Source organism: Microbispora rosea (assembly GCF_044460045.1).
Taxonomy (GTDB): Bacteria; Actinomycetota; Actinomycetes; order Streptosporangiales; family Streptosporangiaceae; genus Microbispora; species Microbispora rosea.
The window spans coordinates 486210-510462 of record NZ_JBITJO010000002.1 but is presented as its reverse complement, the minus strand read 5'-3'; the positions used below and the strand labels follow the sequence as shown (position 1 = coordinate 510462).

The window sequence follows — 24253 nt, the reverse complement described above, 5'->3', positions numbered from 1 at the left end:
GAAGGCCCGGATGAGGCTGGATAGTTTCCGGATGTGGGCGGACGCGTACTGATCGCACTGGGCGGCAACGCCATGACGGCTCCCGACGGGAGCGCGTCCCCGGCCGACCAGCAGCGGGCGATCGGCGAGGCGATGGCCCACGTGGCGGCGCTCAGCAGGGCCGGGCACGAGGTGGTGCTCACCCACGGCAACGGCCCCCAGGTCGGCAACCTCCTGCTGAAGAACCAGCTCGCCGCCCACGTCGTGCCGCCCGTGCCGCTCGACTGGTGCGTCGCCCAGACGCAGGGCACGATCGGCACGCTCATCATGAACGCCCTGCAGCGCGAGCTGGGGCACGCCCGGGTGGCGGCGATCGTCACCCGCACGCTCGTGGACCCGGCGGACCCGGCGTTCCAGGACCCCGTCAAGCCGATCGGGCGGTACTTCGGAGAGGACGAGGCGCGCCGCTTCGAGGGGCACGGCCAGGTCTGGCGGCGGTTCGACCGCGGATGGCGGCGGGTGGTCGCCTCGCCGCGGCCCGTGGAGATCCTGGACGCCTCCGCCGCCGTCGCGCTCATCGACGCCGGATTCACCGTCGTCGCGGCCGGAGGCGGGGGAGTGCCGGTCGTACGGCGGGAGGACGGCGCGCTGACCGGGATCGAGGCCGTGATCGACAAGGATCTCGCCGCCGCCGCGCTGGCGGTCGCCGTCGGCGCCACCGACCTCGTGATCGCGACCGACGTGCCGAACGCCGCCGTGGACTTCGGCACGCCACGCGCCCGCCCGATCGAAGAGATCGACGTGGCCGGCCTGCGTGAGTTGCAGGCGGCCGGTCACTTCGCCGGGGGCAGCATGGGACCCAAGGTCGAGGCCGCCGTGTGCTTCGCCGAGGAGACCGGGGGACGGGCCGTGATCACCTCGCTGCACCACATCGGTGCCGCGCTGTCAGGAAATATCGGTACGAGGGTGTACAGAGGGGTGGAGAGATAGTGCCGGATCCGATCGAGGTACGGAAGGTCCCCATCGAGAGCGTCACCGACGCCTCCGGGCTGGCGAAACTGATCGACGACGGCGTGATCGAGGCCGACCGCGTGCTGGCCGTGATCGGCAAGACCGAGGGCAACGGCGGCGTGAACGACTACACGCGGATCCTGGCCGACCGGGCCTTCCGCGAGGTGCTCGTGGCCAAGGGCACACGCACCGCCGAGGAGGTCGCGCAGGTGCCCCTCGTGTGGTCCGGCGGCACCGACGGCGTGCTCAGCCCACACGCGACGATCTTCGCGACCGTCGATCCGGCCACGGCCGTACGGACCGACGAGCCGCGGGTGAGCGTCGGCGTGGCGATGAGCGAGGTGATCCTCCCCGAGGACATCGGCAGGCCCGCCATGGTCGAGAAGGTGGCTGCGGGAGTGCGCGAGGCGATGAAGATCGCCGGTATCGACGACCCGGCCGACGTCCACTACGTGCAGACCAAGACGCCGCTGCTCACACTGTCCACGATCACCGAGGCTAAGGAGCGCGGCCAGACGGTCGTCACCGAGGACACGCTGAAGTCGATGGACATCTCCAACTCCACCACGGCGCTCGGCATCGCCGTCGCGCTCGGGGAGATCGAGACGCCCTCGGCCGAGCAGATCCACAAGGACCTGTCGCTCTACTCGTCGGTCGCCTCGTGCTCCAGCGGCGTCGAACTCGACCGGGCCCAGATCGTCGTGGTGGGCAACGTGCGCGGGATCGGCGGGCGCTACCGCGCCGGCCACTCGGTCATGAAGGACGCCCTGGACACCGACGGGATCTGGGAGGCCATCCGCGGCGCGGGCGTCGACCTGCCGGAGCGCCCGCACCCGGACGACCTCGGCGACCGGCTGGTCAACCTGTTCATCAAGTGCGAGGCCGACCCGACCGGCCGCGTACGCGGGCGGCGCAACATCATGCTCGACGACTCCGACGTCCACTGGCACCGCCAGATCAAGGCGACCGTCGGCGGGGTGGCGGCCGGCGTGACCGGCGACCCGGCCGTGTTCGTCTCCGTGGCGGCGGTCCACCAGGGCCCGTCCGGGGGAGGCCCGGTGATCGCCATCGCCGACCTCGCGTGATCTTGTAGTTTGTCGCATCGGTGCCGTCCGGCCTGCGCGTGAAGCCTTGGTGATCATGCAGAAATCCGGGCGTACGCGCCCCCGCCTGCGGCGATGTCCTCCGTGACCTTGCAGTCCGGAGGCGGCCTCCGCTGGCGGTAGGGTCGCAGACATGCCGGTCATTCCGCAGCCCCTGCGCCCCGACGACGACGGCGGCACCGACGCGCCCGTCGCCGCGGCGCTGTCGGCGTTCCAGACCGGTACGGCGACGGCGGCCGACGTCCTGGCGGTGCTCGCCGGGGCGAGGCTGCTGGTGCCGGTGGTCGCGCTGCTCACCGAGTCGGAAGTGGGGGAGCACGGCCTGCGCCAGGAGAAGGAGAGCGAGATGGCCCTCCCGAAACTGGTCGGCAAGGACGGTCGCGAGGCCGTGCTCGCCTTCACCGGGACCGAGCCGATGCGCAGGTGGCGCGCGGACGCCCGGCCGGTGCAGGCCACGGCCCCGCAGGTCTGTCAGGCGGCGCGGCACGAGAGCGCCGCGGCCGTGGTGGTGGACGTGGCCGGGCCGGTCCCGTTCGTGATCGAGGGCGGCATGCTGCAGGCCCTCGCCACGGTGGAGGAGGCCAAGAGGGACGTCTCCGCCGTGGAGCGCCTCGCCCGCGAGGTGCCGGGCGCCACGGTGGCCCGTCTGGGGGCCGCTGAGGAGAAGCGCCGCGGCCGCTGGTGGAGCCGCCGCCGCGCCTGAGCCGCCTCGGCGGCCTGGTTGTCCACAGGGAAGCCCGCACCCCGGCCCTGGGCGGCGTGCGGGCGTTAGTGTCGGCCGCGTGTCCCTCGTCGTCCTCGCCGCCGCCGTCCTCGGCCTGATCGCCGGCGCGTACGCGCGTGCGGCCGCCGGCGGCTTCGGCCCGGAGCCGGACGCTCCGCGCGAGAGCCGCTGCGGAGAGATGCGGACCGCCCTCGCGGCGGCGGCCCGCACCGTGCCGCTGCCGCGCCCGCCGTACGCGGTCGAGGGTGCGACCGCGCTGGCCGCGGCACTGGTGACCTGGCGCGTCCACGACGGCTGGGTGCTCGCCGCGTGGCTGTACGCGGTGGCCGCGGGGGCCGTGCTCGCGGAGGTCGACAGGAGGACCTGGCGGCTGCCCGACGCGATCACGCTGCCGTCGTACCCGATCCTGCTGGCCCTGCTCGCGCCGTCGGGCCGCCTGCTGCCCGCGGTGGCGTCGGGCTGCGCGCTCGGCGCCGTCTACGCCGTGCTGTGGTTCGTCCGCCCCACGGGCCTCGGGCTCGGCGACGTGAAGCTGGCCGGGCTGATCGGACTGCTCACCGGCGCGCTCGGCGTGCAGGCCACGGTCGTCGCCGGGATGGCGGGTCAGGTCCTCGGCGCGCTGTACGCCGTGGGGCTGCTCCTGGCCCGCAGGGCCACCCGCACGACCGAGTTCCCGTTCGGCCCGTTCATGCTCGCGGGGGCGCTCGTCGCGGTGGCCCTGGCCGGGGCTCTACCCGGGGCTTCCCCCGGCGGGTAGCGCGTGCGGTTTCCGTTCTGGGGGGATCCGCGTACGGTCATGGGGGTGTCAGGGGGACGTCGCAGTCGGGTGCACATGGAAGACTTGTCCCCATGCTGCGCTGGTTGACTGCCGGGGAGTCACACGGCCCCGAGCTTCTCGCGATCCTGGAAGGCCTGCCCGCCGGGGTGGAGGTGACCACCGCCGACCTCGCCGAGGCGCTGCGCCGCCGCCGTCTCGGATACGGCCGCGGAGCGCGGATGAAGTTCGAGCAGGACGAGGTGACGATCTCCGGCGGCGTACGGCACGGCCGCACGCTCGGCTCGCCCGTCGCGATCCGCATCGGCAACACCGAGTGGCCGAAGTGGGAGACCGTGATGGCCGCCGACCCGGTGGACCCGGAGGTGCTGGAGGGCCAGGCGCGCAACGCGCCGCGCTCGCGCCCCCGCCCCGGCCACGCGGACCTCGCCGGCATGCAGAAGTACGGCTTCGACGACGCGCGGCCGGTGCTCGACCGGGCCAGCGCGCGGGAGACCGCCGCCCGGGTGGCGCTCGGGCAGGTCGCCCGCTCCTTCCTCAAGCAGGCCCTCGGCGTCGACATCGTCAGCCACGTGGTCTCCATCGGCGAGGCGAGCGCGCCCCCCGACGTGCTTCCCGGCCCCGGCGACATGGAGGCGGTGGACGCCGACCCGGTGCGCTGCGTCGACCCGGCCGCGAGCGCGGCGATGGTCGCCGAGATCGACAAGGCGCACAAGGACGGCGACACCCTCGGCGGCGTGGTCGAGGTCGTCGTCTACGGCCTGCCGCCGGGCCTCGGCAGCTACACCCACTGGGACCGCCGTCTCGACTCCCGTCTCGCCGGAGCGCTCATGGGCATCCAGGCGATCAAGGGGGTCGGGGTCGGCGACGGCTTCGAGACCGCCCGCCGCCCCGGCTCCCGGGCCCACGACGAGATCGAGAACACCCCCGAGGGCGTGCGCCGGATGACCAACCGGGCCGGCGGCGTCGAGGGCGGCATGACCAACGGCGAGCCGCTGCGGGTCAGCGCCGCGATGAAGCCGATCTCGACCGTGCCCCGCGCGCTCGCCACGGTCGACGTGCTGACCGGCGAGGCGGCCAAGGCGCACCACGAGCGCTCGGACGTCTGCGCGGTCCCGGCCGCCGCGATCGTCGCCGAGGCGATGGTGGCGCTGGTGCTCGCGGACGCGGCCGTCGAGAAGTTCGGCGGCGACTCCGTGGAAGAGGTCGCGCGCAACCTGTCGGGCTACCTGTCGTCCCTGGTCATCAAGTAATAAGGTTTGTGATCATGCAATCGGCGTCCCAAGGCCCCGCCGCGGTCCTCATCGGCCCGCCCGGCTCGGGCAAGTCCACGGTCGGGCGGCTCCTCGCGGACCGCCTCGGCCTGCCGTTCCGCGACACCGACGCCGACGTCGAGGCCGTCGCCGGCAAGAGCGTCAGCGACGTGTTCGTGGAGGACGGCGAGGAGAGGTTCCGCGAGCTGGAGGCGCAGGCCGTGCGCGAGGCGCTGGAGACGCACCCCGGTGTGCTCGCGCTCGGCGGCGGCGCGATCCTGCACGAGCACACCCAGAAGCTGCTGTCCGGCCACCGGGTCGTCTACCTCCAGGTCGGGCTCGACCAGGCGGTCAAGCGGGTCGGCCTCGCCTCGGCCCGCCCGCTGCTGGTGCTGAACCCGCGCAGCCGGCTCAGGCAGTTGATGGAGCAGCGCCGGCCGATCTACGAGAGCCTCGCAGCGATCACCGTCGCCACCGACGGCCGCGAGCCCGAGGACGTCGTGACCGAGATCGAGGCGGCGCTGTGACCGCGACACGCATCACCGTGCGGGGCGAGAGCCCGTACGACGTGGTCGTCGGCACCGACGTGCTGGCGGAGCTGCCGGGCCTGCTGGACGCGAAGGTGCGCACGGTCGCCGTGATCCACCCCGCCGGGCTGCCCGAGATCGCCAGGCCGGTGCGCGAGACCCTGGAGGGCGCCGGGTTCGAGGTCGTCGCCCTGCCCGTGCCCGACGGCGAGGAGGCCAAGTCCGTCCACGTCGCGGCCGAGCTGTGGTCGGCGTTCGGCCGGTACGGCATCACGCGTTCCGACGCGGTCGTCGGCGTCGGCGGCGGGGCGACCACCGACCTGGCCGGGTTCGCGGCCGCGACGTGGCTGCGGGGCGTCCAGGTCGTGCAGGTGCCGACCACGCTGCTGGCCATGGTGGACGCGGCGGTCGGCGGCAAGACCGGCATCAACACCCCGGAGGGCAAGAACCTGGTCGGGTCCTTCTACCCGCCGAAGGGCGTGCTGTGCGACCTGGCCACGCTGACGAGCGTGCCGCGTGAGGACTACGTCGCCGGCCTCGCCGAGATCATCAAGGGCGGCTTCATCGCCGACCCCACGATCCTCATGCTGATCGAGGACGACCCCGCCGCCGCGCGCGCCCCCGAAGGCGAGCACACCCGCGAGCTGGTCGAGCGCAAGATCCGGGTCAAGGCCGACGTCGTCGGGGCGGACCTGCGCGAAAGCGGCCTGCGGGAGATCCTCAACTACGGCCACACCCTCGCTCACGCGATCGAGCGGGTCGAGGACTACCGCATCAGGCACGGCGAGGCCGTGGCCATCGGGCTGGTCTACGCGGCGGAGCTGTCCCGGCTGGACGGCCGGATCGGCCGCGACGTCGTGGACCGCACGCGCTCGATCCTGGAGTCGGTGGGGCTGCCCACGTCCTACCGCGCCGACGCATGGCCGCGGCTCCGCGAGCACATGCGGGTGGACAAGAAGGCCAGGGGAGCGGTGCTGCGGTTCGTCGTGCTCGACGGCATCGGCAGGCCCGCCCGCCTGGAGAACCCGTCGGAGGAACTGCTCGAAGCCGCGTACCGGGAGGTCGCCCGATGAGGCAGGTGCTCGTGCTGAACGGGCCCAACCTGGGCCGTCTCGGCAGCCGGGAGCCCGACGTCTACGGCGCGCAGACCTTCGACGACCTGGCGGCCCTGTGCCGCGAGAGCGGCCGCGAGCTGGGCCTGTCGGTGGAGGTCAGGCAGACCGACGACGAGGCCGAGCTGGTGAGCTGGATCCACGAGGCGGCCGACAGCAGGACCCCCGTGGTCCTCAACCCCGCCGCCTTCACCCACTATTCGTACGCGTTGCGCGACGCGATCGCGCAGCGTACGGCCCCGCTGGTCGAGGTGCACATCTCCAACCCGAACGCACGGGAGGAGTTCCGCCACACCTCGGTCGTGGCGGCGGTGGCCACCGGGACGATCGCGGGGTTCGGCATGCGGTCGTACGAGCTCGCGCTGCGCGCGATCGCGGACATGGGCGAGTGACGAAAGAAGGGACCATGGGCTACCGGTCGTACGTGGCGGTCGGAGACAGCTTCACCGAGGGGCTCAACGACCCCCTCCCGGACGCGGCCTCTCCGGCGCCGGGGGAGGTGGTCCGCTACCGGGGCTGGGCCGACCGGGTCGCCGAGCGGCTCGCCTTACTCGAACCCGACTTCCGCTACGCCAACCTCGCGGTGCGGGGGAAGCTGATCGACCAGATCGTCGCCGACCAGGTGCCCGAGGCCGTCCGGCTGAAGCCCGACCTCATCAGCTTCTGCGCGGGCGGCAACGACCTCATCCGCCCCGGCGCCGATCCCGACCAGATGGCCAAGAAGCTCGCCACCGCCGTACGCGACCTGCGGGCCACCGGCGCCGACGTCGTGCTGTTCACCGGGACCGATCCACGGGACACCCCGATCATGCGGCAGCTGCGCGGCAAGTTCGCGATCTTCTTCATGCACGTTCGCTCGATCGCCGACCTGTACGGCTGCCACCTGGTGGACATGTGGTCGATGCAGGGACTGCGGGACTGGCGGGCCTGGAGCGGCGACCGGCTGCACATGAACGCCGAGGGCCACCGCCTGGTCGCGGCCCGGGTCCTGCACGTGCTCGGCGTGCCCGGCGAGGACGACTGGCGCAAGACGTGGCCGCCCCGGGAGACGGTGGACCCGAGGGCCAAGCGCCGCGAGGACGTGCAGTGGCTCAGGGAGCACTTCGGCCCGTGGATCGGGCGGCGCCTTCGCGGCACGTCCTCCGGCGACGGTCTCGCCCCCAAGCGGCCCGAGCTCGGCCCGCTGCCCCCTGCTCTCTAACTCTTCTCCCTGACCCTGCTTCGTGACCTTGCTCCCTAGGTCTGCCCTCTCCTCCTGATCGGGGGCACGCGCCGATCCGGCGACTACTCCGGCGTGCCGGACTGCGCCGCCGCGCGGCGCAGGCTCCGTGATGTCCAGGGTGGGCAGTCCGGATCGCCTTCGGCCTGCGCGGCGGTGAGCCAGAGGACATCTTCCACCTCCGTCGCCGAGGCGGTCACGGGCTGGGCGTGCGCCGGCATCGTCGCGCGGAAGACCACGTTGACGACGGGATCGCCGTCGTCGGTCACGAAGAACCCGCTCTCCACGTAGGAGAGCCGGGCTCCCGTGATGTCGACCCCGATCTCCTCGGCGACCTCACGTCGTGCCGTCTCCTCGAGCACGTCGAGTCCCGCGTCGTCGGCCTCGACCTTGCCGCCCACGCCGGCGAGCGTGCCGGGTGCGTGAGCCTCCTGCCTGCCACGCCGGATGAGCAGCCACCGGCCGTCTCGTTCCAGGAAGACCTCGACGTTCACGACGAAGGCCGGTCGGCCGCCCCGAGTGCGGCACACCGACGTGACAAGGGCGTCAGCGCTCATGCCCACGCACTCTACGCGCGGTCACGGGCCTGACGCCCCGCCCGAGGCCGGTGGCACCCGGCGCCACCGGCAGCCCGGACGGCGCGGACGCCGCCTCAGACCGGCGGAGGTCCTACCACGGTCCGATGCGAGACAGGCGGAGATCGCGCGAAGATCCTTCTTCACGGCCACCGGCGCAGGGGACGCCGATGCCGGATTGAAGCAAGGGGAGTGACGATGGCGTGGAGACAGTGGCGCGTGTGCCGGCGCGGACGGCTGTGGCTGCTCGTCGTGCTCGCGGCCCTGCCGATCGCGACGGCCGCCGTCGTGGCGGTTGCCTTTCCTTCGGTCGCCGCCACGATTTGTCCCGGCTGTTACGGGCTGGAGCGGCTGGCTCCGGGCGTCTACGCGGAGTCGGGCCTGCCGCCGGACCGGAGGCGGCAGGTGGTCTCCACCGTGGAGGAGGCGGAGCGGCGCGTCCGCGACTTCTACAGCGGCAGGCAGGGCTCTCCCCGGATCCTCGCCTGCCTCAGCGACCGCTGTTACGGCCGGATCGGCGGCGGAGGGGAACGGGGCGTCGCGGTGCTGAACCGCGCGGTGATGTTGTCGCCCGAGGGCGTGGATCCGGTCATCGCCTCCCACGAGATGTCGCACGTCGAACTGCACGCCCGCCTGGTCACGGATGATGCGGTGCCGCAGTGGTTCGACGAGGGCCTGGCCGTTGTGGTCTCCGGCGACCCGCGCTACCTCGCGGCGGAGACGGCGGCCGACCGCTGCCTGGTGAGCACGGACGCCGTGCTGCCGGTGACGCTGGACGCCTGGCTGCGCGCGGCCGGCACGGACGTGCGCACCTACGCGAAGGCGGCGTGCCGGGTGAGCCGATGGATCACCGCCAACGGCGGGCCGCATGCGGTGCTCGACCTCGTCCGGCGCCTGAACGCGGGGGAGACGTTCGGCGCGGTCACGAAGATGTGACCAGAGCCGGCGCGGCAGCGTTTTCCCGGATAGGTGGGCGGGACGCCGAGGCGAACGCGGGCGCGGCAGCGACCCCCGCATGCGCAGGCGGGACACCGGGGCGGGCTGCGTGGCCGGAGCTCCGACAGGCGGCCTGAGCCTCGCCCGGCCGGCGCGGGTCAGGCGTCGGCGGTGAGGCGGCGCAGGGCCTCGCGGACCTTCGCGGGGTCGGTGGTACGCCAGAAGGGCGGCAGCGAGTTGAGCAGGAACCCGCTGTAACGGGCGGTGGCGAGCCTCGGATCGAGAACGGCGACGACGCCGCGGTCGTCCATCGACCGCAGCAGCCGGCCCGCGCCCTGCGCCAGCAGCAGCGCGGCGTGGGTGGCCGCCACCGCCATGAAGCCGTTGCCCCCCGTGGCCGCCACGTGCCGCTGCCGGGCCGAGGCGAGCGGGTCGTCGGGACGCGGGAACGGGATCCTGTCGATGATCACCAGGGTCAGCGACGGGCCCGGCACGTCGACGCCCTGCCAGAGGGACAGCGTGCCGAACAGGCAGGTGGCGGGGTCGCCCGCGAACTGCTTGACGAGCTGCGAGGTCGAGTCGTCGCCCTGGCAGAGGAGCGGCACGTCGAGTCGCTCGAGCAGCGCCTCCGTGGCGGCCTTCGCGGCCCGCATGGAGGAGAACAGGCCCAGTGTGCGGCCGCCGGCCGCCTCGATCAGCTCGGCGATCTCGTCGACGTACGCCTCGGGCAGGCCGTCGCGGCCGGGCTGGGGGAGATGCGTGGCGACGTAGAGGATGCCCCGGCGCGGGTGATCGAACGGCGAGCCGACGTCGAGGCCGGTCCACTCCCCGGCCCGCAGGCCCCATTGGCGGGACAGGCTGTCGAACGTGCCGCCGAGCGCCAGCGTGGCGCTGGTGAGGACGACGGTGCGGTCGCCGAACAGCTTGTCGCGCAGCATGCCGCCGACCGACAGCGGCGCCACCCGCAGGGTGGGGGGAATGCGCCCGCGCCCCTCCTCCAGCCAGACGACCTCCGCCCGGTGGACCTCCTCGGACCGGGCGTCCGTGCCCCCGCCGTTCGCGCCGCCGGAGCTCGCCGAATCCCGGGCGCTCGCCGAATCCCGGGAGCCCGGGGAATCCACGTCCTCGTCGTCTCCGGCCCCATCGCCGCCGGCCGCCGGGCCGAAGGCGTCGAGCATCCGCTGGGCGGTGTCGTGCACCTCGTCCAGTGTCGTGAACGCGGCCTTGCGCAGCCCGGCGTTCTCGGGGTCGTCCTTGTCCTTGTTGCGCGGCCCGAGGGCGGTGATGCAGGCGAAGGCGGCGTCGCGCACCAGCGCGAGCGTCATCCCGAGCGACTGCGGCAGCGTGTCGACGCGGCCGGGCGGGGCGACGGCCAGCAGGGCGCGCAGGTCCTCGCCCGCCTCCTGGAGCCGGTCGGCCACCCCCTGCTCGACGAGCCGCCCGGCCCGGCGGACGGCGAGGCTCACCGTGCTCTCCGACAGCTCTCCGGTGACCACGGAGGTCACCCGGTCGACCAGCTCGTGCGCCTCGTCCACCACGACCACGTCGTGCTCGGGCAGGACCGCGAAGTCCTCCATGGCGTCGATGGCCAGCAGCGCGTGGTTGGTCACCACGACGTCGGCCTCGCCCGCGCGCTCGCGGGCGAGCTCGGCGAAGCAGTCGGCGCCGCTGGGGCACCGCTGGGCCCCCAGGCACTCCCGGGCCGTCACGGAGAACTGCCGCCAGGCCTGGTCGCTCACGCCGGGCACGATCTCGTCGCGGTCGCCGGTCTCGGTCTCGTTGGCCCAGTCCTGGATGCGCTGGACCATCCGGCCGGTGGCGCTGACCTCACGCGGGTCGAAGAGCTGGTCGTCCTCGTCCTCGGGCATCCCGGCGGCCATCTTGTGGCGGCACAGGTAATTGCGGCGGCCCTTGAGGATCGCGAACTCGGGGCGGTGCGGCAGCAGGCTCTCCAGCGCGTCGGCCAGCCGGGGCAGGTCGCGGTCGACCAGCTGGCGTTGCAGCGCGATCGTGGCGGTGGACACCACGACGGCGTCGCCGCTTTCGGCCGCGTGCCTGATCGCGGGCACGAGGTAGGCCAGGGACTTGCCGGTGCCGGTGCCGGCCTGCACCGCGAGGTGCTCCTCGCTCTCGATGGCGTCGCCCACCGCCTGCGCCATCTTGACCTGCCCCGGGCGCTCGACTCCGCCCAGTCCGGTCACCGCGGCGGTGAGGAGATCTTCGACGGGCGGAAGCTCGGAACGGTCCTTGGGCACGGAAGAACGCTACCCGGTGCCACCGACATCCTGTGCGTGTCCGCCCCACCACATCCTGGCGTTCCAGGAACTCCCTCCCGGCTCGCATGGCACACTGAGATGTCAGTGCTCTCAAGGTCAACGGCGATCTACCCAGTGAGGTCGAAAAGGGAAGCAACGGAAGTTTCGTGAGGGTTCCCGAGATCGAGTGGACGGAAAAGGGCAGGTAAAGGCACTATGTCTGCCATGTCGGAAGTTGTCCCACTGCCATCGTTCGGCGAGGTGTTCTTCGACGCTCGTGGCCAGGACCGTGTGCTCCGGGTCACGTGGCACGACGGCACGCTGGTGCTGAGCCTGTGGCGGGGCGAGATGTGCACGGCCAGTTTCCGCATGCCCATGGACGACGTGGGACGGCTGATCGACACCCTCGACGAGGGTTTCGCCGAGGCGGGCGGCGAGGAGCAGGACGCGGGGACGGGACCGTTCCCGCGCCAGGGGACGCCGGGCCAGGACGGCTACGCCCCCCAGGAGGCGTCGTACTCCGCGCACCCGCAGGACCAGGGGCAGGACCCCTACGCGACCCAGGTCCACGACCCGTACGCGGCCGAGTCCCCGGACGCGTACGCGACGCGGGGCCAGGACGCTTACGCCGTTCCCGACGGGTACGCGGGGCAGCCCGGCGACGGATACGCGGCGCAGGACCCCTACGGCGCGCCCCAGACCGGGCCGCACAAGCTGCCTCAGGTCCCGTACGGCCAGGCCCGGGACGGGTACGCCGCCGACGAGGGCCACCCGGCCGCGCCCGACGGCTACGGCCAGGCCCCGGACGGGTACGGCAGGGCCCGCGACGGATACGCGCAGGACGAGAACGGCTACGCAGCGCGGGACCGCCGCGCGTCGCGCGACGCCGGGTTCCCCGAGCCGGCCCCGTCCGACTACGAGTACCCCGACTACCCAGGCACAGGGCAGTACGCCCGTCCGCCGGTGCCGCCGCCCGCCCCGGCCCCCGAGGCCTACCCGGCGCCCGCCGCGCTCGGCCCGAACGACGTGCTCGTCGCCCGGGGCACGCCCTCCCAGGACCGCCTCGTGGCGTCCTCGGCCCAGACCGGCCCGCAGCCGGCCTACCGCCCGGCCCCGCAACCCCGCCAGGCCCCTCACCCCCATGCCCCTCAACCCCATGCCCCGCAGCCGACGGGACAGCCCGTGGGTCAGCAGCCCGGGGCGGTCGACCCGAGCGACCCCCTCGGCCTCGGCCCGGTCAGGCCCTACGTCAACGAGCAGTACGCGGGCGAGCCGCCGCTCTACACCACGGGCGAGCGCCTGCGGCCGGACCAGTGGCCGGCGGGTCAGGCCCCGGACCAGCACGCCGAACACGAGCGCCGCGGGGGGCGGCGCGGCGGGCAGCCCTCCGGGGATTCCCCGATTCCGTGGTCGGACGAGGACGGAGAGGGCTGGGACACGTCGCGGGGGTGGTGATGAGGGTCACGTTCGGCGGGAGTTCCAGCTGTAAGTAACCTCATCGTCTGATGGAAACAGCAACAGCACTGCAGTTCCTCCTGCTCCCGGCCGGCGCTCTCGGCGTCGCCGCCCTGGCACGGTGGCGTGGCTGGTCGGCCCCACTGCTCCTGGTGGTGGCCGGCCTCGCCGCGTCCTACGTGCCCGGGGTCCCCGACTACAGCCTCGATCCGCACATCGTCCTGGTGGTCTTCCTGCCGCCGATGCTCTACTCGGCGGCACTGGACAGCTCATATCTGCGGCTGCGCGACGCCGCCAGACCCGTCGGCCTTCTGGCCGTCGGGCTCGTCCTGGCGACGACCGTGGTGGTCGGCTTCGTCGTGCACGCGATCGTCCCCGATCTCCCGCTCGCCGCGGCGTTCGCGCTCGGGGCGATCGTCGCCCCTCCCGACGCCGTGTCGGCGGTCGCCATCGGGCGCAGGCTCGGCCTGCCGCGACGCGCGCTGACCATCCTCGTGGGCGAGAGCCTGTTCAACGACGCCACCGCGCTGACCGCCTACCGGGTCGCGGTCGGCGCGGTGACCGGCGCCGCCGCCGGCCTGCTCGACATCGGCGGGCAGTTCCTCCTGGCCGCCGGGCTCGGCGTGGTGATCGGCCTCGCCATCGCCTATCTCTCCGGGTTCGTGCTGCGGCGGCTCGGCGACGCGCTGATCGCCAACGGGGTCTCGCTGCTCGTGCCGTACGCCGCCTACCTCGCGGCCGAGGCCGTGCACGCCTCCGGCGTGATCGCCGTCGTGATCGTCGGCATCTACCTGGGCCACGAGCTCAGCAAGACGACGTACGGCACACGCCTGTTGTCGGACGCGGTCTGGAAGGTCGCCGACCTGGTGCTCGAGTCGATCGTGTTCGCCCTGATCGGCCTGCAGCTGCGCCCGATCATCGCCGGGCTGGACGGCCAGCGGCCCGGCGAGCTGGCGACGTACGCGCTCGTGCTGTTCCTGCTGGTCGTCCTCGTGCGGTTCGTGTGGGTGCCGGCCAGCGCCTGCCTGCCGCGGATGCTGTCGAAGCGGGTGCGCGCCCGGGAGCCCAAGACGCCGTCGTGGCAGAACATGGTGCTGACGAGCTGGGCGGGCATGCGCGGGGTGGTGTCGCTGGCCGCGGCCTTCGCTCTCCCCGAGCACTTCCCCCAGCGCAACCTGTTGCTGTTCCTGACGTTCGCGGTCGTCGTGGGCACGCTGATCGTCCACGGGCTGTCGTTCCCCTGGCTGATCAGGCGGATGGGCGTCTCCACCGCCCGGGAGCGGTACGGCGACGACCTCGCGGAGGCGGGCGCCCAGCAGGCCGCCGCGGCCGCCGCCCTGGCGCGGCTGGAGGAGCTCACCTCCGACGGCGTGCTGGACGTCCACGAAGAGGTCGTCGACCAGTTGCGCACCCGCTCCGAGCGCCGGGCCATGCACGCCTGGGAGCGGCTCGGCGGCGGCACCGGCCCCGAGGGAGAGGAGACGCCCGCCGCGCTCTACCGGCGGCTGCGCCGCGAGATGCTCGCCGCGGAACGTGAGGTGTTCGTGCGGCTGCGCGACGAGCGGCGCATCGACGACGAGGTCCTCCACCGGGTCATGCAGGAGCTCGACTTCGAGGAGGCGACGCTCGAACGCAGCTGAGCGGGCCCAGGGCGCCGTCTACTGGCTCAGGCGCTGGTCCACGAAGCACCAGCGCCAGTCCTCCCCTCGCTCGAACGAGCGGATCACCGGGTGGCCGGTCTCCTTGTAGTGGGCGGTGGCGTGCTTGCCGGGAGAGGAGTCGCAGCAGCCGATGTGGCCGCACTCCAGGCACTTGCGCAGGTGGACCCATCGCATGCCGTCCTCCAGGCACTCCTGGCAGCCTTCGGGCGTGAGCGGATCCGGGTCGGCCGTAACGAGCAGGTGTTCGCAATTCCCCATGCCGCCGATGCTACGGCGCGCGGTCGGGTACCCGGCACCTTCCCGGGCCGGGGGCCGTGTGCGCCGAACCTCCACAAACTCCCCCTCGGGATCTGCACATCGCTTCCGTAGGTTCGTGGGCCATGACGACGACGGTCGACACGGGCGACTTCACCGCCTGGTTACGCGACTTCCAGGGCGCGGCGCTGCTGCGGCGCACCTGGGGCGACCCCGACTGGAGCGCGGGAGCCCTGCTGGAGCCCGCCCTCGTACGCAGCCTCCAGCGGTTCCAGGTGGGCGAGGACGGCGACGGCGCCCGGCTCATGGACAAGGCCCGCCAGGCGGGCGACCCCGTGTACGCGGAGGCGGTGCGCCTGTTCGTGGCCGAGGAGTGCGAGCACGCCCGGCTGCTTGCCCGGCTCCTGGAGGCGGCGGGTGCGGCGACGATCGCCGGACACTGGACCGACGCGGTCTTCGTCCGGCTGCGGCGGCTCCTCGGCCTGCGCACGGAGCTGATGGTGCTGATGCTCGCCGAGGTGGTCGCGCTCGGCTACTACCGCGCGGTGCGCGACGGCGTCCGGGACCTGCTCGCCTCGGAGGTCGCGGGCCGGATCTTCGCCGACGAGCTGCGCCACGTGCCCTTCCACCGCGATCGGCTGCGGATGTCCTTCCGGAGATCCTCCCGGCTGTCGCGGGTGATCGCCGCGGCCCTGTGGTGGTCGCTGCTGGCGGGAGTGCTGGCCGTGGTCGCCATCGATCACGGCGAGGCCCTGCGCGGGGCCGGAGTGTCCAGGACCGCCTTCGCCCGCGAGGTCGCGGGGTATTTCCGCGAAATCGCCGCCGAGGTGATGACGGGGTGAAGGCGGGGCGATGCCGGGATGATGACGAAGTGAAGTCGGGATGACGACAGGGTGAAGGCGGGATGACGAGGGCGGTGAGCTCGGAGGGGCCCGAAGGGCCGGCTTCGGCTCCGCGGCGGGCGGGCCGCCGTTGGGTAGGGTGATCGGCATGCGACTCCTCCCGTTCGCCGCCGCCTGCGCGGCCGCCGTCCTGCTCGCCTCCGGCTGCGCGAGCGCGGACAAGGCGCAGACGTGCGCCGAGGCGACGCGGCTGGTCAGCCAGACCATCAGCGAGATCGGCGCGGTCGTGAACGACCCCGCCGCCATGCGCGAGAAGATCCAGGACGGCGCCGCCGACCTGGAGGACATGGCCAACAAGGCCGCCGACACCACGCTCAGGGACGCCCTCCAGGGGCTCGCCGACAGCCTCCAGAAGCTCGATGTCGACGACGCCAACGCGGCGGTGGACGCGGCGCAGAAGGTCGCCACCGACGGCGCGACCTACCTGCGCGAGGTCAGCAAGGCCTGCCTCTGATCGGGCCGTCGCCGCTCCATCCCGGCGTCCGCCCACGACGCCCGGCGAAAGCGGCCAACCCGGCAAATCTAGGGGAAAAGGGGCAGAAATAGCGTTATCGCATGGAAGAGAACGAACCAGACCCCCGCTTCGTCCTCGCCAACGAGCGCACGTTCCTCACCTGGATCAGCACGTCCCTCGCGCTGAGCGCCGGGGGCATCGCCATCGCGGTCGTCCCCGAGGGCGTCTTCGTGCCGTGGGTGCGCACGCTGCTCGCCGTCGTGCTCGTGCTGCTGTCCGCCGTTGCCGCGGGCTCGTCCTATCCCCGCTGGCGGCGCATCGACCGGGCGCTCCGGCAGGAGCGCGCGCTCCCGCCGCCCGCCCTGGCCCCGCTGTTCGGGTACGGCGTGGCCGGGGTGGCCGTCCTGGCCCTGCTCCTCATCCTCGTGGAACGGTGAGCGGCGAGCCGAGGCCGGGGCTGCACAGCGAGCGGACCCGGCTGGCCTGGGTCCGCACGGCCGTGACGATGGCCGGTGCAGGCATCGGAGCGGCCGGGATCTCGGTGCGCCAGGATCTGGTCGCGCTCGCCGTCCCCTTCGCGGCGGCCGCGCTTGCCGGGGCGGTCCTGCTCCTGCGCACCGGGACTCGGCACCGACGCCTGGAACGGGCGCTGCGGCAGCGGCGCCCGCTCGACGACCGGTTGGACACCGGCGTCGCCTGGGCCGGCGCGCTCGCCGTCGCCGCCGCGGCGCTGGTCATGGTGCTCACGCTGGCCCTGTGAACACCGCACGTCCCGCACAGGCAGGTAAGACCGGACGGCTCGGCCCGCCACGAGACAGAGGCGGGCCGAGCCGTCGTCGGTGCGGGGATTCTGTGACGGCGATCGCGGAGTGAGAGCTCAGATCGCCGGCACGGCCTCCATGCTGTGCGGCCGCAGGGCGGTCTGCAGCCGGATGCCGCCGAGGGACGTCATCGCCTCCTTGCCCGCGTTCTTCTTCGCCCAGCCCTCCGCCCGCTCGCGCAGAGTCCGGTCGGGAGACAGCAGCGTGTCCGCCATCATGGCGAAAAGGCTCGTGCACGCCTTCGATCCAACGCCGAGATCGCAGCGGGCCTTCACGGACAGGACCTTGTCCGGCCCGTCGTACCAGATGTAGACGGACATGTGGAGCCTGGCGGCGTCTCCCGGCCGGCAGATCATGCCCATCGTGGCGCCGGTCACCGGGTCGGGCGCCGCGGACTTCGCGCATCTCCACGCGTTGGCCGCCTGCAGCCAGTTCACCGCGACCATGTCGACCGTCACCTTGGGCAGGTAACGCTGCTTTCCCGAGGGGAACCTCCCGGGGAAGGACGGCGCGCGGTCGTCGGTCACCGGCTCGGTGGTCGCGAGGCCCACGGCGGCGCCCGCGATCCCGCCCAGCGCCAGCGCCGCGATCAGCGTGCCGGCCGTGACCAGCGCGAACACCGCCGTTCCCCGGCGGCGCGGCGCGTCCAGGCCGGGCGGTCCCGGGGGGCCGTACGCCGGTGCCGGCGTCTGCTGCCCGGCCGCGTACGGCTCGGCCCCCTGGGGCGGGAACGTCCGCGGCCAGGGCGAGCTCACGGACGGATGACCCGCGTCGAAACCGGGAGGCGGGGGCACGGTGAGGCCGGGCTGTGCGGGAGGGCCGGGAGGCGGGGGCACGGTGAGGCCGGGCTGCGCGGGAGGGCCGGGAGGCGGGGCCTGCACCGGGTGCCAGGCGGTGCCGTCCCACCAGAACCTGCCGTCGGGGGAGTACGGCCAGCCGGGGGGAGCCGCCATCAATATCTCCTCTTCATCGTGAGCTCGACGGACCGGGTGTTCGCCTTCCGCTCCAGCACGTACTCCCAGTCGAGAACGAAGGTCACATCCCCGTCGCCCGTGATCTGCTCGGCCAGCCAGCCGCCGAGCTTCTTGACCGTCGAGGGATCGTCGCGGTGCGGCAGCGTCGCGAACCACGACATGTAGTCCAGCCCGGCCGCCGCCGTGGTGCTGTCCGGGTTGACGATCCTGGCCTCGACCTTGCCGATGTACTCGTAGAAGTCCGCGACGTCGGGGACCCGGAAGAGGTCCGCTTCGAACCGCACCTTGCCGATCCTCAGCTGACAGGACCAGAACTGCCGCTTGTCGGCGCAGGCGTGCCCCTGGCCCTGCAGCGCCTCGACCACGGTGCCGATCTTGAGCCCGGGGATGCAGTCGTGGCCGCAGTATTTCGTGTCCTGTTCGCGATAGCCGGACGCGACGGCGTACGCGCCCACGCCGGCGAGCAGGAAGAGGACCAGACCGATCACCCCGACCACGACGCGGCGAGACCCGCGGCCACTCTGCGTCAGCTCCACAGTCACGAAGACGGAGTATGGCAAGGATTCCCCACACAGGGGACAAGGCTCGCGAATCTGGCCGATCGACCGGCGGCGTCCGCGGTCGTGGCGATCGCGCTGTGCCGAACAGGTGCGCCGCGGTCAGTCGTCCCCGGCGGCGATGGTCTCGGCGACCTCCTCCGCTCGTTCCTCCTCCTCGCGGGCGAAGCGCTCGGCGTCGAGCCGGTCGGCGATCTCCTCGTCCTGCCGCATCAGCGCGTCGAGGCTCTGCCCGGCCATGTCGAGCACGCCCATGTCGGCGTACGCCTTCTGGAGGCGGGGGCTCCACAGGCCGATGTCCTTCACGCACGGCACGATCCGGCTGAACAGCAGCGAACGGAACAGCCGCAGGTATTCCGACCGGTCCACGCACTCCATGGCCTCGGCGGACTCCTGCCGCGACAGGCCGATGGTCTCCCAGATCTCCTCGCCGCGCAGCCGGTCGCGCATGAGGTGGCAGCCCTCGATCACGAAGTCCTCGCGCTCGCGCAACTCGGCGTCGGACAGGTTCCGGTAGTAGTCGCGCAACGCCATCCGGCCGAACGCCACGTGCCTGGCCTCGTCCTGCATCACGTACGCGAGGATCTGCTTGGGCAGCGGCTTGGTGGTGATGTCGCGCATCACGCCGAACGCGGCCAGGGCCAGGCCCTCGATCAGCACCTGCATGCCGAGGTAGGGCATGTCCCACCGCGAGTCGTTCAGCGTGCTGTCCAGCAGCGCCTTGAGGTGCTGGTTGATGGGGTAGGCGAGCCCGATCTTCTCCTGCAGGAACCGCGCGTACGTCTCGGCGTGCCGCGCCTCGTCCATCGTCTGGGTGGCGGCGTAGAACTTGGAGTCGAGGTCGGGCACCGACTCCACGATCCGGGCCGAGCAGATCATCGCGCCCTGCTCGCCGTGGAGGAACTGGGAGAACTGCCAGGCGGCGTTGTGCCTGCGCACCTCGTCGCGCTGCCGGCGGTCCATGCGGTCCCACAGCGGGGAGCCGTAGATGGCGAGCGTGGTGTCGGGGACGCCGAGGACGTCGCAGGGGTCGACATCGAGGTCCCAGCCGATCCGCTTGACGGAGTCCCACTGCTTGTCCTTGCCCTTCTGGTAGAGGGCGAGCATCCGGTCCCTGCCGTCGTCGTACTCCCAGGTGAACCGGGCCGCTCCGGTCATCTCCACGTCCCACGTGGACAGCTCGGCGGGGATGGTGTAGAGCTCGTGGGTCGACACGGGGGACCTCCCTTGACGTACACCGTACGTATCCCTGCGAGCGTGTCACGTACGCTGTACGTACGTCAATGGACGGAGAACGCGCGGCGGCGAGAGGATTCGGTCATGCTCAACCGGAACCGCATCGTGACCGCCGCCGTGGAGCTCATCGAGAGAGAGGGCGCCGACGCCGTCTCGATGCGCAGGATCGCCGCAGAACTGGGCGTCGGCGTCATGTCGCTGTACAACCACGTGCCCAGCAAGGCCGCGCTGCTCGACGCCGTCGCCGAGGACGTGCTGTCGCGGATCGGCTTCGCCGACGACCCGTCCGCCCACTGGACCGAGCGGGTCCGCATCCAGGCGCGGGCCTTCCGGCGCATCGCCCACCACTATCCCCGTTGCACGATGGTCGTGGTGAGCAGGCAGCTGAGCTCGACGGCGGGCCTTCTCCCGGTGGAGCGCGCCCTGGCGACCCTGCGCGAGGCGGGCTTCGACGGCCAGGAGGCCGTCCGGATGCTGCGGATGTTCATCGCGTACGTCGTCGGCTCGCTGCTGCGCGAGGTGGGGGTGACCCCCACGTTCGCCCCCGTACGGGCCGACGCGGTCGTCGCCGAGGCGGATCCGGCGCTGTTTCCCGTGCTGAGCGAGCTGCGGCCGCATCTGGACTCCTGCGACCACGACGAGGAGTTCGAGTTCGGCCTGGAACTGCTGGTCCAGGCGATGGCCGTACGGGCCGCGGCGCGGGCGGAGGCCCAGGCCGGCGGCGAGGAGGGCGGGCGCGGCGGCGAGCGGGCCGGTCGTGGAGGCGCCCGGCAGTAGGCCGCCGGGCGCCTCCGCCCGGGTCAGTACCAGTTGTGGGACCGGAAGTGGCCCCAGGCGCCGCACGGCGAGCCGTATCGGCCCTTGATGTACCGCAGCCCCCACCTGATCTGGGTCTGCGGGTTGAACCGCCAGTCGTTGCCGGCGTAGCCCATCTTGTGACCGGGCAGCGCCTGCGGGATGCCGTAGGCGCCCGAGCCCGGGTTGTAGGCCCGATGATCCCAGTTGCTCTCCCTGGTCCAGAGGCTGTCCAGGCACTGGAACTGCTCACCCGACCAGGTCTGGCGGGTGACGAGCCGGAAGGCGTACGCCTTGCTGCGGAGCTTCGCCGGTGCCCGGCGGGACCGGGGCGGCTGTGCCGCCGCCCGCGTCGTCCACACTCCGACGTGGGTGACGGGCCGCATGCTCTCTGCGGTCCGCTCCGTCTCCCCGGTGCCTCCCTGGGCGGCCCAATCGCCGGCCCAGGCCGCTCCGCTTCCGCCACCGGCCACGGTGGCCGCGATGACGGCGGCGACTGTGTTGCGTAGAACGCTGTTGCTGTCCAAATCGGTCCTTGTCGTCGGGTCGCGTGCGGAAGGCGGGCGCGCGTGGCGCCCGCCGCGCGGCCGCGCGCCCATGGCGTGGGCGCCGCCGTCCGCTCGGCCCGCACCGGATCACCACAAGCTTCCGGCGGGCACCGCGACGGGTCCTCACGCGGATTGAAATACGGCCGCCCGCCTCCCGGACGGCATCTGCGGCACGCCGATGACGGATCTTTGCCGATCCGCCCCCCAACGCCGACGCTTCCCGGGGGCGCGGCTTACCGTGCGCGGCACGGCGCGCCCTGCGGCCAGACCGGACGCGACGCTCGTTTAGGGTGCGGACATGAGCGTTCTCAAGATTCCGGTGACCACGATCGACGGCGAGAGCACGACCCTCGGCGACCTGCTCGGCGGCGGGGCCGCCCTGCTGGTCAACGTGGCGTCCAGGTGTGGGCTGACCCCGCAGTACGAGGGCCTGGTCGCCCTCCAGCGGGCGTACGCCGGCAGGGGGTTCACCGTCGTCGGCGTGCCCTGCAACCAGTTCATGGGCCAGGAGCCCGGCTCGGCGGAGGAGATCAAGGAGTTCTGCTCCACGACCTACGGCGTGGACTTCCCCCTGCTGGAGAAGACCGAGGTCAACGGCCCGGAGCGGCATCCTCTCTACGGCGAGCTGACCGAGACCCCCGACGCGGAGGGCGAGGCGGGCGACATCCAGTGGAACTTCGAGAAGTTCCTCGTCGCCGCCGACGGCCAGGTGGTCGCCCGGTTCCGCCCCCGTGTCGTCCCCGAGGCCCCGGAGATCGCCGAGGCGATCGAGAAGGTCATCTCCTAGGCGCCGAGACCCTGGGCCCGCAGCTCGCCCGCACGACGAGCTGGGTGGGCAGCGTGACGGCCGGAGGACGCCTGCCCTGCCGCAGCACCAGCTCGGCGGCGCGATAGCCGATGTCCTGGGCCGGCTGGGCGATCACCGTCAGCGGCGGGGAGCACAGCTCGGCCCAGGGCACGTCGTCGAACATGATGAGCGACACGTCCCTGGGGATGCGCACGTCCAGCTCGCGGGCGGCCAGCACGGCCGCCTCACCGAGCACGTTGCCGCCCGCGATGACCGCGGTGACGTCGGCGCGGTGCTGCAGCAGGCCCGCGGCGGCCGCGTAGGCGGAGTCGCGGCTCGACCGGGCGTGCACGACCAGATCCCGGTCGGCGGGCAGGCCCAGCGAGGCGATCGCGGAGTTGAACGCGGCGACCCGCTGCGACTGCCCGTGCCTGCCGAGGTAGGCGATCTTCCGGTGGCCCAGCCCGGCCAGGTACTCCACGGCCGTCAGCACCCCGGCCCGGTCGTCGGGCACCACGCTGGGCACGTCCGCGCGCACCCGCCGGTCGGCGAACACGACGTTCAGCCCCGAGCGCAGCGCGGGCGCCCACATCTCGCCGTCCCCGGACGGCACCGCGATGAGCCGGTCCATGCTCTCCTCGATGAGCGCGCCGATCAGCTCGGCCTCCCGCTCGGGGTCGTCGCCGGTGACCCCCACCGTGACGGGCTCGCCGTACGAGCGGGCGCAGGACAGCACGCCGTCGGTCAGCCGCGCGTAGAAGCTGTCGGTGATGTCGGGGACCAGCAGTCCGATGCCGCCCGTCCGCCGGCGCCTCAGGTTGCGTCCCAGTGCGCTCGGCCGGTAGTCGAGCCGTGCCGCCGCGGCGAGCACCTTCTCGCGGGTCTCCGCGCTCGCCGAGCCGCCGGACAGGACCCGGGACACCGTGGCCACCCCGACTCCGGCCGCCTCCGCCACTTCCTTGATGGTTATCCGCCGCTGCGCTGGACCGCTCATGGAAACGATTCCATCAGAGTTCCATGGGTCGTGCTACCGAAATCTTGACAATAGGCGCTATTTCAGGGGAGAGTCATGAAAACGTATCCACATCAGCTTGGCTCGGGAACGCGAAGGACTGGGGATGGCTTCAATCGTTCTGAACAACGTCGACAAGATCTACGCGGGCGGGGTGAAGGCCGTGAACGGCCTCAACCTGGAGATCAAGGACGGCGAGTTCATGGTGCTGGTCGGCCCGTCGGGCTGCGGCAAGTCCACCGCCCTGCGGATGATCGCCGGCCTGGAGGACATCAGCGGCGGCGAGATCGTCATCGGTGACCGTGTCGTGAACCACCTTCCCCCGAAGGACCGCGACATCGCGATGGTCTTCCAGAACTACGCGCTGTACCCGCACATGACGGTCGAGGAGAACCTCGCCTTCGGCCTCAAGCTGCGCAAGATGTCGAAGCCGGAGATCCAGAAGCGGGTCAACGACGCCGCCCGCATGCTCGGCCTGGAGCAGTACCTCAAGCGCAAGCCGGCCGCCCTGTCCGGTGGTCAGCGCCAGCGTGTCGCCATGGGCCGCGCCATCGTCCGCGAGCCCCAGGCCTTCCTCATGGACGAGCCGCTGTCCAACCTGGACGCCAAGCTCCGCGTCTCCATGCGCGCCTCGCTGAACCAGCTCCACGAGCGCCTGGGCGTCACCACGGTGTACGTCACCCACGACCAGGTCGAGGCCATGACCCTCGGCGACCGCGTCTGCGTCCTGCGCGACGGCGTGCTCCAGCAGGTGGACACCCCGCAGAATCTGTTCGACGACCCGGTCAACCTGTTCGTCGCCGGCTTCATGGGCTCCCCGGCCATGAACTTCACCTACGCCGAGCTGGTCCGCGACAACGGCGGCGCGGCCGTGGCCTTCGCCGGCTACCGCCTCCCCGTCCCCGACTCGACCTTCGCCGAGAAGCCGGGCCTCGACCGCTACATCGGCCGCAAGATCATCCTCGGCATCCGGCCCTCCGACTTCGAGGACGCCGGTTCGGCCAGCGGCAACAGCGCCGGCTGGGTGCGCGTCCCGGTCCGCGCCAACGTCACCGAGGAGCTGGGCTCGGAGATCAACGTCCTGTTCACGATCGACGCCCCGCCGGTCGAGCACAAGGACACCGTGGCCGCCGCCCACGACGGCGACGACGAGGAGACGACGCTGCCGCTGACCGGCGACAAGTCGCTGTGGACAGCGCGCGTCAACGCCCGCAGCCACGTCCGTCCCGGTCAGGAGATCGAGCTGGTCGTCGACACGCACAACCTGCACTTCTTCGACGTCGACTCGGGCCTGTCCATCGGCCACGAGGCCAACATCGGCCGCTGA

27 protein-coding genes are annotated in these 24253 nt (G+C 72.4%); 19 read left to right on the top strand and 8 right to left on the bottom strand.

What is annotated here, in order from left to right; all coding sequences use genetic code 11:
- Window positions 1-33: 33 nt before the first annotated feature.
- From ACIBK1_RS09690 to ACIBK1_RS09650, 9 genes are all read left to right on the top strand, one after another.
- Window positions 34-969: a carbamate kinase gene (locus tag ACIBK1_RS09690; RefSeq protein WP_396733754.1), complete on the top strand. Its 936-nt coding sequence runs from the start codon at window positions 34-36 to the stop codon at window positions 967-969.
- Window positions 969-2075 carry a barbiturase gene (locus ACIBK1_RS09685; RefSeq protein ID WP_396733751.1) on the top strand — a complete coding sequence of 369 codons (1107 nt, stop codon included), beginning with the start codon at window positions 969-971 and terminating at the stop codon, window positions 2073-2075. The genes ACIBK1_RS09690 and ACIBK1_RS09685 overlap by 1 nt, the downstream gene beginning before the upstream one ends.
- A 151-nt stretch (window positions 2076-2226) precedes the next feature.
- Window positions 2227-2796, top strand: a complete 570-nt coding sequence (locus tag ACIBK1_RS09680; RefSeq protein WP_396733748.1) for an SseB family protein — start codon at window positions 2227-2229, stop codon at window positions 2794-2796.
- Between the two features lie 79 nt (window positions 2797-2875).
- Window positions 2876-3574: a prepilin peptidase gene (locus ACIBK1_RS09675; protein WP_396733745.1), complete on the top strand. Its 699-nt coding sequence runs from the start codon at window positions 2876-2878 to the stop codon at window positions 3572-3574.
- Window positions 3575-3666: 92 nt separating this feature from the next.
- A complete protein-coding gene (gene aroC / locus ACIBK1_RS09670; protein ID WP_030505344.1) occupies window positions 3667-4845 on the top strand; it encodes a chorismate synthase in 1179 nt (392 codons plus the stop codon).
- A 14-nt stretch (window positions 4846-4859) separates the two neighbouring features.
- The gene (locus ACIBK1_RS09665; protein WP_357321933.1) at window positions 4860-5372 is read left to right on the top strand and encodes a shikimate kinase; all 513 of its coding nucleotides are present in this window, start codon (window positions 4860-4862) and stop codon (window positions 5370-5372) included.
- Window positions 5369-6445, top strand: a complete 1077-nt coding sequence (gene aroB, locus ACIBK1_RS09660; RefSeq protein ID WP_030505342.1) for a 3-dehydroquinate synthase — start codon at window positions 5369-5371, stop codon at window positions 6443-6445. Before ACIBK1_RS09665 ends, aroB begins: the two co-directional genes overlap by 4 nt.
- Window positions 6442-6876 carry a type II 3-dehydroquinate dehydratase gene (gene aroQ, locus ACIBK1_RS09655; protein ID WP_030505341.1) on the top strand — a complete coding sequence of 145 codons (435 nt, stop codon included), beginning with the start codon at window positions 6442-6444 and terminating at the stop codon, window positions 6874-6876. The genes aroB and aroQ overlap by 4 nt, the downstream gene beginning before the upstream one ends.
- A 14-nt stretch (window positions 6877-6890) precedes the next feature.
- The gene (locus ACIBK1_RS09650) at window positions 6891-7685 is read left to right on the top strand and encodes an SGNH/GDSL hydrolase family protein (protein WP_396734472.1); all 795 of its coding nucleotides are present in this window, start codon (window positions 6891-6893) and stop codon (window positions 7683-7685) included.
- An 83-nt stretch (window positions 7686-7768) separates the two neighbouring features.
- Here the strand turns inward: ACIBK1_RS09650 and ACIBK1_RS09645 are convergent, their stop codons facing one another.
- Entirely contained in the window at window positions 7769-8260 is a 492-nt protein-coding gene (locus tag ACIBK1_RS09645) for an NUDIX hydrolase (RefSeq protein ID WP_396722129.1), read from the bottom strand.
- Window positions 8261-8476: 216 nt separating this feature from the next.
- Here ACIBK1_RS09645 and ACIBK1_RS09640 point away from each other — a divergent pair, with 216 nt between their 5' ends.
- Entirely contained in the window at window positions 8477-9214 is a 738-nt protein-coding gene (locus tag ACIBK1_RS09640; RefSeq protein WP_396733742.1) for a hypothetical protein, read from the top strand.
- 158 nt (window positions 9215-9372) lie between these two features.
- Here the strand turns inward: ACIBK1_RS09640 and ACIBK1_RS09635 are convergent, their stop codons facing one another.
- Window positions 9373-11469, bottom strand: coding sequence for an ATP-dependent DNA helicase (locus ACIBK1_RS09635; RefSeq protein WP_396733739.1), 2097 nt, complete (start codon window positions 11467-11469; stop codon window positions 9373-9375).
- 225 nt (window positions 11470-11694) lie between these two features.
- Between ACIBK1_RS09635 and ACIBK1_RS09630 the strand changes: the two genes are divergently transcribed.
- Together ACIBK1_RS09630 and ACIBK1_RS09625 are read left to right on the top strand one after the other, a co-directional pair.
- Complete coding sequence (locus tag ACIBK1_RS09630) at window positions 11695-12924, top strand: hypothetical protein (protein WP_396733736.1); 1230 nt, start codon at window positions 11695-11697, stop codon at window positions 12922-12924.
- 50 nt (window positions 12925-12974) lie between these two features.
- Complete coding sequence (locus ACIBK1_RS09625; RefSeq protein ID WP_396722137.1) at window positions 12975-14564, top strand: Na+/H+ antiporter; 1590 nt, start codon at window positions 12975-12977, stop codon at window positions 14562-14564.
- An 18-nt stretch (window positions 14565-14582) separates the two neighbouring features.
- Here the strand turns inward: ACIBK1_RS09625 and ACIBK1_RS09620 are convergent, their stop codons facing one another.
- On the bottom strand, window positions 14583-14843 hold the full coding sequence (locus ACIBK1_RS09620; protein ID WP_030505334.1) for a ubiquitin carboxyl-terminal hydrolase 14: 261 nt from the start codon (window positions 14841-14843) through the stop codon (window positions 14583-14585).
- A gap of 122 nt (window positions 14844-14965) precedes the next feature.
- On the opposite strand from ACIBK1_RS09620, the gene ACIBK1_RS09615 reads away from it, so the two are divergent.
- From ACIBK1_RS09615 to ACIBK1_RS09600, 4 genes are all read left to right on the top strand, one after another.
- Window positions 14966-15682 (top strand): ferritin-like domain-containing protein, encoded by a 717-nt coding sequence (locus tag ACIBK1_RS09615; RefSeq protein ID WP_396733733.1) that lies wholly within the window; start codon window positions 14966-14968, stop codon window positions 15680-15682.
- A 148-nt stretch (window positions 15683-15830) separates the two neighbouring features.
- The gene (locus tag ACIBK1_RS09610) at window positions 15831-16196 is read left to right on the top strand and encodes a hypothetical protein (RefSeq protein ID WP_030505332.1); all 366 of its coding nucleotides are present in this window, start codon (window positions 15831-15833) and stop codon (window positions 16194-16196) included.
- A gap of 101 nt (window positions 16197-16297) precedes the next feature.
- Window positions 16298-16633: a YidH family protein gene (locus tag ACIBK1_RS09605; protein WP_030505331.1), complete on the top strand. Its 336-nt coding sequence runs from the start codon at window positions 16298-16300 to the stop codon at window positions 16631-16633.
- Window positions 16630-16956 carry a DUF202 domain-containing protein gene (locus ACIBK1_RS09600; protein WP_076434742.1) on the top strand — a complete coding sequence of 109 codons (327 nt, stop codon included), beginning with the start codon at window positions 16630-16632 and terminating at the stop codon, window positions 16954-16956. The genes ACIBK1_RS09605 and ACIBK1_RS09600 overlap by 4 nt, the downstream gene beginning before the upstream one ends.
- A gap of 117 nt (window positions 16957-17073) precedes the next feature.
- Here ACIBK1_RS09600 and ACIBK1_RS09595 read toward each other — a convergent pair whose 3' ends face one another.
- The 3 genes from ACIBK1_RS09595 to ACIBK1_RS09585 form a co-directional block, all read right to left on the bottom strand.
- Window positions 17074-17970, bottom strand: coding sequence for a hypothetical protein (locus tag ACIBK1_RS09595; protein ID WP_396733730.1), 897 nt, complete (start codon window positions 17968-17970; stop codon window positions 17074-17076).
- On the bottom strand, window positions 17970-18533 hold the full coding sequence (locus ACIBK1_RS09590; RefSeq protein WP_363414113.1) for a hypothetical protein: 564 nt from the start codon (window positions 18531-18533) through the stop codon (window positions 17970-17972). The genes ACIBK1_RS09595 and ACIBK1_RS09590 overlap by 1 nt, the downstream gene beginning before the upstream one ends.
- Window positions 18534-18650: 117 nt before the next feature.
- The gene (locus tag ACIBK1_RS09585) at window positions 18651-19763 is read right to left on the bottom strand and encodes a ferritin-like domain-containing protein (RefSeq protein WP_396733727.1); all 1113 of its coding nucleotides are present in this window, start codon (window positions 19761-19763) and stop codon (window positions 18651-18653) included.
- Window positions 19764-19868: 105 nt separating this feature from the next.
- Here ACIBK1_RS09585 and ACIBK1_RS09580 point away from each other — a divergent pair, with 105 nt between their 5' ends.
- On the top strand, window positions 19869-20561 hold the full coding sequence (locus ACIBK1_RS09580) for a TetR/AcrR family transcriptional regulator (RefSeq protein ID WP_396733724.1): 693 nt from the start codon (window positions 19869-19871) through the stop codon (window positions 20559-20561).
- Between the two features lie 23 nt (window positions 20562-20584).
- Here the strand turns inward: ACIBK1_RS09580 and ACIBK1_RS09575 are convergent, their stop codons facing one another.
- A complete protein-coding gene (locus ACIBK1_RS09575) occupies window positions 20585-21106 on the bottom strand; it encodes an aggregation-promoting factor C-terminal-like domain-containing protein (protein WP_076434744.1) in 522 nt (173 codons plus the stop codon).
- Between the two features lie 319 nt (window positions 21107-21425).
- On the opposite strand from ACIBK1_RS09575, the gene ACIBK1_RS09570 reads away from it, so the two are divergent.
- Complete coding sequence (locus ACIBK1_RS09570) at window positions 21426-21914, top strand: glutathione peroxidase (protein WP_396733721.1); 489 nt, start codon at window positions 21426-21428, stop codon at window positions 21912-21914.
- On the opposite strand, the gene ACIBK1_RS09565 is transcribed toward ACIBK1_RS09570, so the two are convergent.
- The gene (locus ACIBK1_RS09565) at window positions 21904-22908 is read right to left on the bottom strand and encodes a LacI family DNA-binding transcriptional regulator (protein ID WP_030505323.1); all 1005 of its coding nucleotides are present in this window, start codon (window positions 22906-22908) and stop codon (window positions 21904-21906) included. The two genes, ACIBK1_RS09570 and ACIBK1_RS09565, sit on opposite strands and share 11 nt — an antisense overlap.
- Before the next feature lie 124 nt (window positions 22909-23032).
- Between ACIBK1_RS09565 and ACIBK1_RS09560 the strand changes: the two genes are divergently transcribed.
- On the top strand, window positions 23033-24253 hold the full coding sequence (locus ACIBK1_RS09560) for an ABC transporter ATP-binding protein (protein WP_030505322.1): 1221 nt from the start codon (window positions 23033-23035) through the stop codon (window positions 24251-24253).

Bases quoted from the DNA above. Each gene is read 5' to 3' on its own strand.
- ACIBK1_RS09680 (WP_396733748.1), top strand. From the start codon at position 2,227: ATGCCGGTCATTCCGCAGCCCCTGCGCCCCGACGACGACGGCGGCACC.
- aroC (WP_030505344.1), top strand. From the start codon at position 3,667: ATGCTGCGCTGGTTGACTGCCGGGGAGTCACACGGCCCCGAGCTTCTC.
- ACIBK1_RS09665 (WP_357321933.1), top strand. From the start codon at position 4,860: ATGCAATCGGCGTCCCAAGGCCCCGCCGCGGTCCTCATCGGCCCGCCC.
- aroQ (WP_030505341.1), top strand. From the start codon at position 6,442: ATGAGGCAGGTGCTCGTGCTGAACGGGCCCAACCTGGGCCGTCTCGGC.
- ACIBK1_RS09650 (WP_396734472.1), top strand. From the start codon at position 6,891: ATGGGCTACCGGTCGTACGTGGCGGTCGGAGACAGCTTCACCGAGGGG.
- ACIBK1_RS09645 (WP_396722129.1), bottom strand. From the start codon at position 8,260: ATGAGCGCTGACGCCCTTGTCACGTCGGTGTGCCGCACTCGGGGCGGC.
- ACIBK1_RS09640 (WP_396733742.1), top strand. From the start codon at position 8,477: ATGGCGTGGAGACAGTGGCGCGTGTGCCGGCGCGGACGGCTGTGGCTG.
- ACIBK1_RS09630 (WP_396733736.1), top strand. From the start codon at position 11,695: ATGTCGGAAGTTGTCCCACTGCCATCGTTCGGCGAGGTGTTCTTCGAC.
- ACIBK1_RS09625 (WP_396722137.1), top strand. From the start codon at position 12,975: ATGGAAACAGCAACAGCACTGCAGTTCCTCCTGCTCCCGGCCGGCGCT.
- ACIBK1_RS09620 (WP_030505334.1), bottom strand. From the start codon at position 14,843: ATGGGGAATTGCGAACACCTGCTCGTTACGGCCGACCCGGATCCGCTC.
- ACIBK1_RS09615 (WP_396733733.1), top strand. From the start codon at position 14,966: ATGACGACGACGGTCGACACGGGCGACTTCACCGCCTGGTTACGCGAC.
- ACIBK1_RS09610 (WP_030505332.1), top strand. From the start codon at position 15,831: ATGCGACTCCTCCCGTTCGCCGCCGCCTGCGCGGCCGCCGTCCTGCTC.
- ACIBK1_RS09605 (WP_030505331.1), top strand. From the start codon at position 16,298: ATGGAAGAGAACGAACCAGACCCCCGCTTCGTCCTCGCCAACGAGCGC.
- ACIBK1_RS09595 (WP_396733730.1), bottom strand. From the start codon at position 17,970: ATGGCGGCTCCCCCCGGCTGGCCGTACTCCCCCGACGGCAGGTTCTGG.
- ACIBK1_RS09580 (WP_396733724.1), top strand. From the start codon at position 19,869: ATGCTCAACCGGAACCGCATCGTGACCGCCGCCGTGGAGCTCATCGAG.
- ACIBK1_RS09570 (WP_396733721.1), top strand. From the start codon at position 21,426: ATGAGCGTTCTCAAGATTCCGGTGACCACGATCGACGGCGAGAGCACG.
- ACIBK1_RS09565 (WP_030505323.1), bottom strand. From the start codon at position 22,908: ATGAGCGGTCCAGCGCAGCGGCGGATAACCATCAAGGAAGTGGCGGAG.
- ACIBK1_RS09560 (WP_030505322.1), top strand. From the start codon at position 23,033: ATGGCTTCAATCGTTCTGAACAACGTCGACAAGATCTACGCGGGCGGG.